The following is a 12,847-nucleotide window of genomic DNA, read 5'->3' as shown; positions in this document are numbered from 1 at the left end:
GTCTTGCGCTCATGCTATCCTCAACGCTGTCTCTTCTTGAAAACTATAGCGATTTGAAATGCACTGTGTGTCGCGAATACTCGATCTAGTAAGTTCCAGAGTGATTAGGCTGTCATCAGCAAATGCTGGGCTTAGCTCAAGTCGTAAGTATTCAAATAATTGACGATCATGGACCGCAATAATTACCTGTCGCGCATGTTCTTTGGATAGAGTGCGTAGTAGAGAAGAAAAATGTGCAATGTGAATGTCATCCATCGATTGGACAGGGTCGTCCAAAATAAGCCAGGGTAATTGTACAGATACCGATAAATGTAGTGCAACAAACAAAGTTAAGGCAGCAGTATTCAGATTACCGGCACTCAACATGGCACCTGGAGTTCCACCAGCGCCTTCATCACCTAAGTCCCTGTGCGGCGTATATAATTTGGGCTGAAGTCGACGGGTTTCTGATTGAGGTATGCGAAAAGCTGGAACAAACTCCTCACTGGGGGCCAAACGAAGGAACAAGTCACGCCAAAGCTTGTTTAGCCGGTCATTAAACTCCCGCCGAATGATAGCTGACCGTACTTCATCAACGGCATTCCGAATCCTGCGACCCTCTGTCCGTAAATTTTTTCCACGCTGAAGAGCGGACTCGTAATCCTTCAATTGGAACTCGTATTCTGCGATCGTGCTATCGATCACACTTATTCGCTCCTTTGAGTTGCGAATGTCATGAATTATACCACGTGCCTCCGCCCAACTACGGACACGTTTTGACGTGTGGTCGCGTGTTTTTGTCAATGTCAGCTCTATTCGACTGGCGAGAGCTTCGATTGTATCGCTTTGTCCTTCATAGGAAATCTCCGCACTGCGCGCCAAATCGTTCAGGTTTTCCCGTATAGCCAATCGCCGGCTGCTTCGAAGCCGGACATTCGCTAACGCCCGTTGAGCAGCGACATTGGCTTCTATAAGTTGCTGTCCATCCTCCAACCTGGGCCCGACCTCTTCCAGCAAACGAAGTGTCAATGTTATTGCACCAGCCCGACGGTCCATCCGAGCTAAAACTTCCATATGAACTTGGCTGGATTCTAAACCGTCAATCGTCTGAACCAATCTATCGATTGAATCCTTATGATCATTTCGTGAGCGCCCAAGTAAGATCAACCTCTCAGCGGAACTCGAGAGCGCCAGCGCTCTGTTGTGAACGTGTTCTCTAAGCGAACCTTCCTCAAGTTCAGCATAGTCTCGGCCGCAGACAGGGCAATTATCGTCGACAATGAAATTAGATATTTCAGCAAATATTGTGCTCAGTGCGCCAGCATTGGAGGCGATTGCTGATACTTCCTTGTCAATAGTTCTTAATTGTGCATTTGCTACTTCAAGCTGCTCCCTTGCGTCTGTGAGCTGTTTCGCCTCCTGTCTGGCCCTCTGCACTCTATTGTTCAGTTGATTCTGTTCTGCAGATAACAGACGTTTTGCCTCGTTACGAAAAGCAACTAGGTCAGTCGCGAAATCGACATTTGGAAATATAGCCTCTACTCGCAATCTTACATCTGAAGCGATATCTTCGTGAGCCTCTCTCCAAATACGAAGGGCTTCCTCAGTATTTTCAACATGCTCGGCAAGTTTAACTTCGATATCATGGGTGTCACTATCCAAGGAATCCGAAATGTCCCGGCGAATCGACGCCAGAAGTCGTAGCTCATCTGTTACCTTGGCCAATCGATTTTCGTCTTCAATTCGGATTTCATCAGGCGTAGGTGCCGCTTCTTCTGGCAACTTTTCGTCATGTTCGACTTCGAGAGCCGCATATATTGCAACGAGGTTACTGCGCTTTGCAGCAAGATCCTCGGCGATAGGTTCTTTAGTCCGAAATTGATCTTGGATGATCGTTTTTAACCGGCTTATTTCGTTTTCAACTATTGACCATCTGTTAATGACTCGTCGAACATTTCGCAGGTCTTGAAGGGGACTCAATCCAATTTCGAGCGCGTCCAAGCGATCAAGTCCCAGTAAATTACTGACAAAACGAGCTAATGGAGAGTCAACGTCTGATCCAGCCTCCTGATAGATTTGAAGCAATTGACCCAATAGAGATTGTGGAAGGTAAGCGCGCTCAACGAAAAATTCGGTCAACTCAACCGGTAACCGTTCTTCGAAGCTGATAGTTTGCTCAGTCAAATCGGCACGGTACCGCGCCAAATCATGATCCAATGAGACATTGATTTCAGCATAACCGTTTGTTTTTCGCTTATGCAGCAGTTGCATTTCATAGTTTGGATCCGCACGGCGCAGGGCATCAATCTGACCAGTTAGGGCAAGTTCGATGGCAGATAGCAGACTGGTTTTACCTGCACCGTTTTCACCGTGCACTAACACAACTTTGGCGTCTAGCGGTGCATGGACATGCCCACGAATGCTGCGAAAGTTTTCTAAATCAATACTGTGCAGATGCCCATACGTCACGACACATCCTCGATTTTCATTCGGTCATCAAATACACGCCTCATTTCTCGCTCAACCGCATCTTCTCCGTGCCTAGAGCTGTTTAAAAGTACCTGAAGGAAATTTTTATCGATCGTATTGGGAAGTTTTGTTTTTAAAGCCTCGTCGGCAGCGGGTTCGACGTCCAGCCCCTCATCCCGAGGAGGAATTTCCAATGGTAACAGTAGGCGAATGCGATCATCGAGTTGCTGCCTCGCCAGTTTATCTTTGGGGACACCGTCTAATCCAACGCCAATGGGCTCTACGACGAGAACGCGACATGTCTCTGACAGCGCCTCAATATCATTAGCTGTAGATGCACCGGCAAGCACCACTGTGAGTACAAGGCGCGAGCCGACTACATCAAGTGCTCGGCTGAGCGTCTCTATTCTCCTCCTGACTTGTACTGAATCAGTGTCACCCATTTCGCCGGTAGCCGTGTCGATCACGATGACTAAATCATGCGCCCGTCCGTCACGGCCTCGCATTACTCGGGTGAAATCGAAACTGACTGAAGCAACTCTAAATGGAGTTGCGACATCGGAGTAGCCCGCTGCTCTAAGACGTTTAGCAATCGCAGAAACCAGTGGTGAGGTGCTCATAGTGGCATCTCCGAAACCAAGGCTTTCATCATAGCATCCATACTCTCATTGTCCTCTATGATTTTTTGCATGCTTACATGTTGCGGATATATACGCCCAATTCTGCCTGGTGCAGCGCCAACTCGTCGTGAACCTCCCCGTATTTCCACCATGCGGCTCCATGTATCATCCGCATGGATCACGATTGCGCTGTTGTCTGTCAGTACCCCCGCTTTGTTTAGAGTTAACGCTTCTGCTGCTCCTTTGACCATAAACATAGGTCTCACGTCGGCTTGCTCCCAGGATCCCTTTGCAGCTATCGCCCCTCGTGCCAGCGGTTCCTTCGACAGCGTGCTTAGGGACCAGAGTCCACTAATTTGCCCATGACGAAGCAAGGACAACGCGATTGCGAGATCACCGAGCCTCGCCGCCTTTGCGTTGGCATCGGTCTGAATATGTTTGAGGCTGGAGGAACTAATACGTTCATAGCTATCGTCGATAGGGGGCAGAGTTCCCGTTCGAAAAATCGCGACAATTCGTGACCAGGTCGCGATAGCCTGAACTACAGAAGCTGTCCGGCTTTTATCGACAGGGTCAAACTGTGCGAGTTCAGATAACTTATTGCGTAACTCCTCCAAGGCGGCAACAATTGCGGTTTCAGCACCATCACGTCCGACCTCCTTGAGTCTATCGCACATAAGAAAGGATAGTTTTTTTTCAATGACATAGAGTACTAATGCGATTAACACCTGCTCTGCCCAAGAGCGTATATGCGAGGCCGCCTCAATGTCTGCCATGCTTTCATTGTAGCTGTCTCCATAGACGATTTTCAGAACATCACGTTGCCCCTCTTTAATTGTGTCTTCGCAGAAAACGTGACCCGGTGCATTCGGTTCTGGTGGCCAAGGCCAAGGATTTGCTTTCTTCGCTTTTGAAAATACCCCTTGCAAATTTGCATCCTGGATAGACAGCCCCATCACCAACGTACGATGGCTGGTAGCTAGTGCGGTTACCGATTCTACCATAGCTGTAAACTGTTGATTATGCGGCCACTGAACTATTTGAGTGTGACTGCCTGTCAGAAAACGTCGAAATACATTTGGTTCCTGTGACGCGTGGAGGATACATCCGTGAAACTTCAATAGTCGTGCTATTCCGCGACCACCACGCAATTGGCTGGGATCAACCACCACCTGAAGTATCCCGTCAGCACCACCACTTAGTCCTTCGACAGCCTTTTCGATGAAGCCATCCCAATTGGCTGATGCTATCTCGCCTATGGAACCCTCAAGTATGAGAACAGCGATGCATAAGTGCTCTGCGGCGGGAGAATTTGGTTCGGCAAATGCCGCCCGAATATCGATAGCTTCCCACAACATATAATCAGATGGTTTAGAGTTAATCCGTATGTCTAGAAACCGAGAGTATTTATTCCAGAGTCTACCTTGGATGACTTTGTGCTGAGGCCAGGATTCGAAAGGTTGCCCATATAGAGGCTGTAATTCCTTCAGATTACCTTCAGCTATTAGAAGAGCTTCTTCCAGTTTTGGGTAAAATATTGTTTTTGTTTCAGGATCAATGGCACGTAAGCGAAGAGCCTCGATTCCCAGATCGATTAAATTGCCCAAACTCGGTGCCTTACGAGATATGCCTGCTCCGAGCCACAAGGCGAACTCGCCGTTTGCTACTGCTTCAGCTACTTTCGAAAACGTACCCTCGAGCATGTCGAGAACTTCTCGAACTGTCACGTTATCTGCACTTGTCACTGTCCCCCCCGCAACCAATTTTCGACAGATACTGAATTTGATATTCAGATATGTTCCCAAGTAAAAGTTTGAATCCTTTCGAAATACAGGTCTAATCAAATGATAACCAAGATTACGACATCACCACACTTATAGGTCGAAATAAACCACAATAAAATGTAGACTTAACTGCGATCCGATTAAAAAGTTGAATTATTTCGTCAAACCTCAGTGGTTTCTGAATACTGCCGTCAGTGGATCAAATTACTCCTTGTCGGGCCCAAATCGGCCCTTCGAGACAACTTGACCCATCGCCATTAGGCATACTCGAAGACAGCTAGAGTCGGGCGGCAGCGAGGTACAGGTTTGCGAACTGGTCGACAACAATTAGGAGATTGGGGCGAGAAGGTCGTCGCTAAAACTTGCCTCTGCCCGAACTGCAAAAAACACAACACTCTGAAGCTACTTCCTGCCAACTTCAAATGTGCCGATTTGATTTGTGATTTCTGCGGATACCTTACTCAGGTAAAGACAGCTAAGGTTAAAGACGTGAATCGCATCCCGAAGTATGTCCTTGGTGGAGCTTGGGGACCGCAAAAAGACCGCATGCAAGCGGCTATCTACTTCTCTATGTATTTGGTTCTGACTACCGAAGAACGGACGGAATATTCAATACTATTCCTGTCACGAGACCTTCAGAATGAAAGGATGTTTGTCCCTCGAGAGCCATTATCGCCCAATGCAAAGCGAGCCGGATGGCAAGGATTCCGCATTAATCTCGCTGAAATGGCAGATCGGTTTGTACGCTTGGTATGAAATCGTCCCGGCCAATCATCTTCGGCGTTTCAGGGGTGGAGCGTAACGGGCAACTTTTGGGCTTTGACACGTCTACGTGCAGCCGTTAACCGACCAGCTCGCGAAACCAGAGCCTCGCGCTCTCTTTCCAACCGCTCGAAAAGCGGCCAGTAAACCTCTCCCCCCGGATACGTCTCGATCGCTTCGGCGATGATTGCCATAGCTAAGTCAAGGCGTTCCAGCGTGACTGGCGGAAACTTTCGAACCGGGGAGAAGGCAGAGTTCACCGGTCCGCCTTCCATCCATTGTAGGCGTGAAGTAAATCGAGCCAGCGGGCGGCCGCGGCCGGGTTGGTGTTCAGCTCGCGACGTGAGCTGATCTCGAGCACCTTGTGCAACTTGCCAACAAGCCAATCCCTATCGGCATCCCGCTCCAGGCCGTGCCAGAGCTCCATATATTCCCGGAACAAAGGATCATCGCAAACAATTGCGCAGTTGGCGGCGTAGTTGCCATTCGGTCTGAGTTTTCGGAGCTGATCCTGCTGCCGTCCCTGTAGGTCGCGGATCTTCGTTGTGGCCCGGTCGATCAGGTTCAGAAGAAATCGGATCGTCTCCGGAGCTGCGGCAAGCTGCTCAACCAGATCGGAGGGGGCGGAGGGCAAGAAGCTCGCGAGTATCTCCGGCTTCTTCGTTGCGGGGTCGGTCCATTCGATCAGCAGCAGGCCGTCGCTGTATGCCATCGCCAGTTCAGAGGGCAGGGCGTCCGCCTGGGCGCGAAGCCGTGCCAGACGCTTCGCATCAGGGCTTTGTAAAGATGCGCGAAGGGCGGCTGAGACTGTCACGACATCAGCCTTTTCTGGCTTTGTCTTCGAAGATCTCCGCTAGCTTGCCGAACTCACGTCGCGCGCGCCGCTCAATGTCGGCTATGTGATCGGCTGCGATCGCGTTTTCCTGGTCCGGAAACGTCAGCCAGCCGCGAAGTGACGAAAGGTATTTGTTGAGTTTGTGAGCGGCTGCCGATGCCGCTTCCATTCTTTCTGACGGGATCATTCTGTCGCCCTGTGCAATCAATATTAGTAAACTTAAGGTCTGGCGTGCGAGTGTCCTATTGCGGACCTCTCTGTTCACAACGCCCCAAAAGATGTCGAAAAACGACAATGAGTGTCAATACTAAAATATGATGAAAAACGACAAAAAATCCTAATTGTAGAAGCGCACCAAAACCAGGCTATTTATGTCAGATATCGTCAGGTAGGCGTCTTGGATGGTTAGGTCTCTCTCCGTAAGGAGTATCTGACCTTGCCGAGGATGGAGACTTGGCCGGCTATTGTATTTTCGAGCTCAATTGGCTGCTGATGTCTCGGATCAGTTGACTCCGGCATCAGCCAGAATTTGCCAGAATTATCGGTTATCGCAGTCTTTGCAGTAGCTTCCTTCATGCCGTCTGATCGGCGTGTTTCGATAATGTATGATGCGTTAGCTTCCAGTTGCAGTGGGTTATCCCCAGCCTCCGAGTAAACGAGCACGGAACCATGCGGAAATTTTTTATTCATCGAGGGGCCGCGCACTTCAGCAGCATTTAAGCTATATGTCTGTAATTCTGCATCGTCGGGCACAGTGATTTCATACCATTGATCTTCAGGCCACTCAGTATGTTTCATCCATTGATCGGCTTCGATACTCGACCGAACTTTTACAAAGCGCGTATGCGTCTTGTTTGTGATCAGGTCTACTGGCTCACACTTCAAAAGAATGGCGAGTTCTTTCATGCGCGAAAGTGTGAGTTCCACCTTTCCTCGCTCAAGTCGATTGTAGTTGGCAACAACTATTCCAAGCGCGTCGGCCACATCTGATTGTGACAGTCCGCGAGACTTGCGGATTCTTTTGAGTTGTTCGGTCATGCCGCAAATATAGCGATTTTCGTCAAAAATAGAATTGCCGATAGACGGCAAGTTATACGAGTTATCTTGAATTCGCCGATTGACAAAAAATATCGAATAACGACAAAAATTAGATATTGATTCTTTGCGGATATTCGTGTTGCGACGGTTCAAATCAAATACAGACTGCTTCCAAATCAGCACATCCTGTCTTGGGACTGCGCATCAGTCTGCACGATTTGAGTACGGCGTCTCCGAAAATCGAGACCTAGCTATTTCCCAGATTCAGGAGGGGCAGAATGGGCGACCTGCCAGGGCCGGGTAAGGCCGGCTACATGTTGAAGGCTGCGGTGCGGCACGCAGTGACACTCGCAGGCGGGGTGAGTTTCGTCTCGCAGGATCTCGGAATAAGCGCCGGCTATCTCTCAAAATGCCATTCGCCAGTCTATGCGGACCATCATCTGCGGATGGATCTCGTGCCGCAGCTGGAGGAGATGGCTGGCTCTCCGGTTATCACCGAGACGCTCGCGAAGCTCCAGACTTTCCGACTCGTGCGTGGCGACGAGCTCGCCGCTGGTAACGCGACACTCGCCGACCTTGCGCGGATCCTCTGCCAGGTCGGTCATTTCTCGACCTGTTTCGCGACTGCGCTCGAAGACCGGATTTTTGACGCGCACGAGCGCCGGGAAACCAACTCCCGGATCGAGGACCTGATCCGCGAACTTCGGAACGTTCAGTCCAAGGTCAACGGGGAGGGTGCATGAATGGACGAGAAAACCATCGATCGCCTTTACCGCGAGCAGTCCGCTACAACCGACGGAACCGGCCGCACGGCACAGCATGCGGTGGAAGCCGACAAAGACTACAAGCGCGACTGTGAAGCGAAGCGGGAGGCTCGGTCATGATGGGCATGCTCCCGGATGAATGGTGGCATCGCACCTTGCTCTGGCTCTTTGCCGCAAGCGCCGCGTCTATGGTGCTGATCATCGGTGCTTTCGCACTTGTTGCGTGGCTGGTGTGGGGGTGAAGATGGCCGATATTCCCAACGAAAGGCGACCGGACCTTTCCGAGATCTTTGACCTCAACCGCCACAAGGCGGTGCGCGATTTCGTCGAGCGTTTCGAGAACTTGATGCGCGATCAGGACGCCGTTCGCAACGACATCAAGGAACTGACTATCGAAGCCCGCGAGGCGATGTTCTCGCCGGTCGAGATCAAGGCGATGAAGTCGATCGCCAAGCTGCGGAAGGACGACAAGGCGAACGCGATGGCGGAAAGTCTCGCGGCTCTCCGCCGGGTTTCTAATGCGGTGCGGTTCGATCTGTTCACTTGGTCGGACGAGCACCGGAACGAGGGTAAAGATCAGCCATGATCCCGTTTCACCCGATCGCCAATCTGTTCCCGTTGATCGAGGGGAATGCTTTTGACGATCTCGTGGCTGATGTTGGCGATAACGGCTTGCGCGAATTGATTGTCATCCACGAGGGGCAGATCCTCGACGGGCGGAACCGCTACCGGGCCATGGTGGCCAGCGGCCAGATGAACTCCGAAACGGGAGCTTATTCCTCGAAATCGGTTCTTAATGAAGGCTTTCGCTGGTTTGGTTCGAAACCGGAGGATGGCGACGACCCGCTCAAATGGGTTTTGTCGAAGAACCTGCATCGCCGGCACCTGAGCCAAAGCCAACGAGCCATGGTGGCGGCGAAACTGGTGAATATGCCCCATGGCGGAGATCGGTCGAAACAGCATCGTGCAAATTTGCACGATGCACCGGAAGCTGCCCAGATGATGGACGTTTCCGAGCGGTCGATAAAAACCGCCAAAAAGGTGCTTCGCGACGGCGCGGAGGAACTGCAGGCGGCTGTCGACCAGCGCACTGTGACGGTGAGCCTCGCCGCGCAACTGGCTGCTCTGCCGATCGACGAGCAGCGTGAGATCGTGGCGCTTGCCGACCCTCGCGCCATCAAGGCCGCGGCGAAGAAGTGGCGGGTTGCCGACCAGCAGGCAAAGAAAGATCGCAGAACAGCGCGTGAAGCCGATTTGGCGAACGGGCAGGCTGCGTTGCCGGAGAAAAATTACGGCATCATCTATGCCGATCCGGAATGGCGTTTTGAACCGTATGATCAGGAGAGCGGCATGGATCGCGCCGCCGACAATCACTATCCAACATCCGATCTGCAGACGCTGATGCGGCGCGATATCGGCGCACTGGCTGCGGATGACTGCATCCTGTTTCTCTGGGCGACCGTGCCGATGCTCATCGAGGCGATCTGCTGTCTGGACGCATGGGGGTTCGCCTCGATCGACAGGGACGGCGCGACGGGCTTCCTAACGCCGGACAAGCGACGCAGCCGATATGTCAGTCACTTCGCCTGGGATAAAGGCAGGATCATTACCGGCTATTGGAACCGCGGCAAACACGAGGTCCTGCTGATCGCAACGCGCGGCAACCCGGTGGCGCCTGCGCAGGGCGATCAACTGGCGAGCTGCTTCACCGCCAAATCACCACGCCACTCGGCCAAACCAGACATTGTCCTGGACTGGATCGACGAACAGTGGCCGAACACGCCGAGGATCGAACTCAACCGCCGTGGAAAGCCGCGCAAGGGATGGGATGCGTGGGGCAATGAAGTGGAGATCGATACCTCGTAGTCGAGCCTCGCACCGCCTGCAGTTTGTGTATCTCCGTTCAATAAAAACCTGATCGACCAAACATACTCTTGGCCGAATGTACTGCGTTTGCTTTCAACTCAAACCAATTGAAAACAAATGAATATTCAAAATTCTGATTTTACGAGACCGCGGCGGGATCCGTTGCGAGTTCTGGTTGCTTGCGAATTTTCCGGAACGGTCCGCAACGCTTTTCTTCGGAGAGGCCATGACGCCTGGTCGTGCGACCTCCAACACTCCGACGATGGCAGCAACCGGCATATCATTGGTGATGCGCGCGAGCTGCTGAAAGACGGCTGGGATCTGCTCTTGGTGGCGCATCCGCCCTGCACGCGGCTCTGCAATTCCGGTGTGCGGTGGCTGAAGAAGCCTCCGGCCGGGCGCACTCTGGCTGAAATGTGGGAAGAACTGGAGCAAGGCGCTAGCCTGTTTTCAGATTTCTGGAATGCGCCGATCGATAGGATCGCGATCGAAAATCCGATCATGCACAAATACGCAAAGGCGCTGATCCGCAACTACCAGCCGCCGGCACAAATTGTACAGCCATGGTGGTTCGGTGAGCCGGTGTTCAAGGCGACAGGTTTGTATTTGAAGAACCTGGACCCTCTACAGCCGACGAAACGGCTTACGCCGCCTCTCAAGGGCACCGATGAACACAAAGCCTGGTCGAAGGTCCACCGGGCATCACCAGGACCAAACAGGGCAAAGGAGCGGTCACGGTTTTTTATCGGTATCGCCGACGCCATGGCGGACGTCTGGGGTGGGGAGGTTGGTCACCATGCCTGAATCCCGTTGCTGGAGTTGGCGACAGGCTATCACGCAGTCCGGACTGCCGCCGACAACCCGCCATGTGCTCCACGCGATCTCGTTTCATATGAACGAGCATGGCGAAGGCTGCTACCCAAGTGAGCAGACGCTCGCAAACGAAACCGGTTACAGCCGAGAAACTGTCAATCGGCACATTTCCAAAGCGAGGAACGCCGGGTGGATCGAGGTGCGTCAGTTTGGCTTCCGTGGCCAGAAATGGCGGCGCAACGAATATGTCGCCAGATGGCCGGAACGCGACCTGCTCTCAACCGTCATCGAGCAGGAAGGTAGTGACGGAGGATCACAACCTTTATCGGAAAAGGTTGTGATCGAGAGTCAGGAAGGTTGTGATCCTCCGTCACATAAGGTTGTGATCGAGGATCACACTAACCCTCCAAGGAACCCTCCCATTAACCCTCCATCTGAGAGAGAGGGCGCGCGCGAGAAAGAGGAAGAGGGAAAATCGAAGCGAAGCCGTGACCAATCGCGTCGTCTCTTCCGAAGGGGTCTCGAAGCCTATCCCGAAAAAAGCGGATCTGCATCCGAAGCGGAGCGGGAGTGGTATTTGCTGACCGATGAACAGCAGGATCACGCGATCGGCCGGATGACGGAACAGCTCGCTGTCTGGAAATCGGGAGGACGAAGTTATCTACCGGCATTCTCGACCTATCTGAGAAAACGCTTCTGGGAGGGGCTGCCGGCAAAGCCTCTGCCGCAAGAGCGCACGCATGTCGGGGCAGCCGCCTATGGCAAGCTTTGGGGCGCCAGGCGCTTCTCGCGGTTGCTGCATCCGCCCACGGAAAAGCTGCCCAAGCCTCCGGATTTCATCAGGCTGAAGATCGAGGGCGGTGGACCTGACGGCGAGAAATGGAAGCGGCACTTTCTCGCCCAGCATGGTTGGCCATCAGTGAAGCGCATGCATGCCGATGCTCAGATCGGCCGCGGCGACGCCGTTCCAAAGGCCTTCGAAAACGTCGTCGAGGAATTCCGGCAGGTGCAGTCGGACTCGCTGCTGATGGCGGCGTGGCGCAACGAACACGAAAGGCGAGGCTGGCCGTGGTTCGAAGGCTCTCTGCCGCAGTTCGTCTGGATGCCAGACGGAGAGAATCCGAAACAAGCTCTCGATGCCTTCGTGACAGCGTTGCGGGCGGCAGGATTGATCGAAAACGAGGAGCGGATGCATGAATGCGCGGCTGAATGATCTGAACTTTCATGACCCTGTTTCTGCGCATTCCCGAATTGAAAGGCTGGTCGCTGCACGGCAACGGCGGCAGGTTTTGTTGTCCGCCGCAAGCGAATCAGTACCTGGTGATTCGGCCTGGTATGTGCTTTCGGTTCTCAAACGCAGCGAAAGGGACATCGAACGGGCGCTTCAGGAGGAAAATATCTGCGCCTGGGTGCCGCTTCGCTGGACTTGGATTCAGCTCAGACGCAAGCGCAAACCAGTGCGTCGTCGGGTCCCAATTTTCGATGGATATGTGCTGGTGAATGTTGTGCCGGGCAACGCCGCCTTTGCCGGTCTGCTCAGCTTCAAGCATGTCTTTTCCATCCTCGGAAACGAGGCGGGTCCGGTTCCTGTGTTCGATAAAAATATCAGAAATCTCAATAGGATGTTGGATCGCAATGTCTTTGAGGATTCGGCAAAGCAGTATCGTCAGCGCATCATCCGCGAAGGTGTGTCGGTCGAGATAACCGAGGGCGCTTTCGCCTTCACGAAAGCCATCGTGAAAGAGTTCAACGGAGGCAACTCGGCCAAGTGCGTCGCCACACTCTTTGGTGGAAATGCGGTGCTGAATATCCCTCTGGACAAACTTCGGAAGATCGAATAGCGACTCTTGTCAGGACGACCTGTGGATCTCTTGACGCAGCGTATGAGGGGAGTGACGTCGGATCACTCACGAGAGA

Annotated in this window: 15 protein-coding genes; 9 read left to right on the top strand and 6 right to left on the bottom strand. The window is 52.6% G+C overall.

Translation table 11 applies throughout. From position 1 onward, the window contains the following. Window positions 1-9: 9 nt before the first annotated feature. The 3 genes from K1W69_RS24670 to K1W69_RS24660 are packed head-to-tail and all read right to left on the bottom strand — an operon-like array spanning window position 10 to window position 4,873. Window positions 10-2,448 (bottom strand): AAA family ATPase, encoded by a 2,439-nt coding sequence (locus K1W69_RS24670; protein ID WP_220231140.1) that lies wholly within the window; start codon window positions 2,446-2,448, stop codon window positions 10-12. After that, window positions 2,445-3,068, bottom strand: a complete 624-nt coding sequence (locus K1W69_RS24665) for a hypothetical protein (protein WP_220231139.1) — start codon at window positions 3,066-3,068, stop codon at window positions 2,445-2,447. The genes K1W69_RS24670 and K1W69_RS24665 overlap by 4 nt, the downstream gene beginning before the upstream one ends. Next, a complete protein-coding gene (locus K1W69_RS24660; protein ID WP_220231138.1) occupies window positions 3,065-4,873 on the bottom strand; it encodes an SIR2 family protein in 1,809 nt (602 codons plus the stop codon). The genes K1W69_RS24665 and K1W69_RS24660 overlap by 4 nt, the downstream gene beginning before the upstream one ends. Window positions 4,874-5,158: 285 nt before the next feature. Here K1W69_RS24660 and K1W69_RS24655 point away from each other — a divergent pair, with 285 nt between their 5' ends. After that, window positions 5,159-5,608, top strand: coding sequence for a DpnI domain-containing protein (locus K1W69_RS24655; protein ID WP_220231137.1), 450 nt, complete (start codon window positions 5,159-5,161; stop codon window positions 5,606-5,608). A gap of 262 nt (window positions 5,609-5,870) precedes the next feature. Here the strand turns inward: K1W69_RS24655 and K1W69_RS24650 are convergent, their stop codons facing one another. From K1W69_RS24650 to K1W69_RS24640, 3 genes are all read right to left on the bottom strand, one after another. Beyond that, window positions 5,871-6,428 carry a hypothetical protein gene (locus K1W69_RS24650; RefSeq protein ID WP_220231136.1) on the bottom strand — a complete coding sequence of 186 codons (558 nt, stop codon included), beginning with the start codon at window positions 6,426-6,428 and terminating at the stop codon, window positions 5,871-5,873. Between the two features lie 4 nt (window positions 6,429-6,432). Further along, window positions 6,433-6,744, bottom strand: a complete 312-nt coding sequence (locus tag K1W69_RS24645; protein WP_220231135.1) for a hypothetical protein — start codon at window positions 6,742-6,744, stop codon at window positions 6,433-6,435. Between the two features lie 110 nt (window positions 6,745-6,854). Beyond that, window positions 6,855-7,670: a helix-turn-helix domain-containing protein gene (locus tag K1W69_RS24640; RefSeq protein ID WP_370688310.1), complete on the bottom strand. Its 816-nt coding sequence runs from the start codon at window positions 7,668-7,670 to the stop codon at window positions 6,855-6,857. Window positions 7,671-7,765: 95 nt separating this feature from the next. Here K1W69_RS24640 and K1W69_RS24635 point away from each other — a divergent pair, with 95 nt between their 5' ends. The 8 genes from K1W69_RS24635 (at window position 7,766) to nusG (ending at window position 12,771) form a co-directional block, all read left to right on the top strand. After that, entirely contained in the window at window positions 7,766-8,230 is a 465-nt protein-coding gene (locus K1W69_RS24635; protein ID WP_220231134.1) for a phage regulatory CII family protein, read from the top strand. Further along, a complete protein-coding gene (locus tag K1W69_RS24630) occupies window positions 8,231-8,371 on the top strand; it encodes a hypothetical protein (RefSeq protein WP_220231133.1) in 141 nt (46 codons plus the stop codon). After that, on the top strand, window positions 8,368-8,493 hold the full coding sequence (locus K1W69_RS27215) for a hypothetical protein (protein WP_258571345.1): 126 nt from the start codon (window positions 8,368-8,370) through the stop codon (window positions 8,491-8,493). The genes K1W69_RS24630 and K1W69_RS27215 overlap by 4 nt, the downstream gene beginning before the upstream one ends. Window positions 8,494-8,495: 2 nt before the next feature. Beyond that, window positions 8,496-8,837: a GapR family DNA-binding domain-containing protein gene (locus K1W69_RS24625; protein WP_220231132.1), complete on the top strand. Its 342-nt coding sequence runs from the start codon at window positions 8,496-8,498 to the stop codon at window positions 8,835-8,837. After that, entirely contained in the window at window positions 8,834-10,117 is a 1,284-nt protein-coding gene (locus tag K1W69_RS24620; protein WP_220231131.1) for an MT-A70 family methyltransferase, read from the top strand. Before K1W69_RS24625 ends, K1W69_RS24620 begins: the two co-directional genes overlap by 4 nt. A gap of 117 nt (window positions 10,118-10,234) precedes the next feature. Beyond that, a complete protein-coding gene (locus tag K1W69_RS24615) occupies window positions 10,235-10,921 on the top strand; it encodes a hypothetical protein (RefSeq protein ID WP_220231130.1) in 687 nt (228 codons plus the stop codon). Continuing rightward, complete coding sequence (locus K1W69_RS24610; protein ID WP_220231129.1) at window positions 10,914-12,143, top strand: helix-turn-helix domain-containing protein; 1,230 nt, start codon at window positions 10,914-10,916, stop codon at window positions 12,141-12,143. Before K1W69_RS24615 ends, K1W69_RS24610 begins: the two co-directional genes overlap by 8 nt. Continuing rightward, the gene (gene nusG, locus K1W69_RS24605; protein WP_220231128.1) at window positions 12,124-12,771 is read left to right on the top strand and encodes a transcription termination/antitermination protein NusG; all 648 of its coding nucleotides are present in this window, start codon (window positions 12,124-12,126) and stop codon (window positions 12,769-12,771) included. The genes K1W69_RS24610 and nusG overlap by 20 nt, the downstream gene beginning before the upstream one ends. The last annotated feature ends 76 nt before the right edge of the window (window positions 12,772-12,847 follow it).

The organism is Flavimaribacter sediminis (assembly GCF_019492055.1).
GTDB lineage: Bacteria > Pseudomonadota > Alphaproteobacteria > Rhizobiales > Rhizobiaceae > Flavimaribacter > Flavimaribacter sediminis.
The sequence above is the reverse complement of the archived record's forward strand: the minus strand, read 5'-3'. Positions and strand labels throughout refer to the sequence as shown.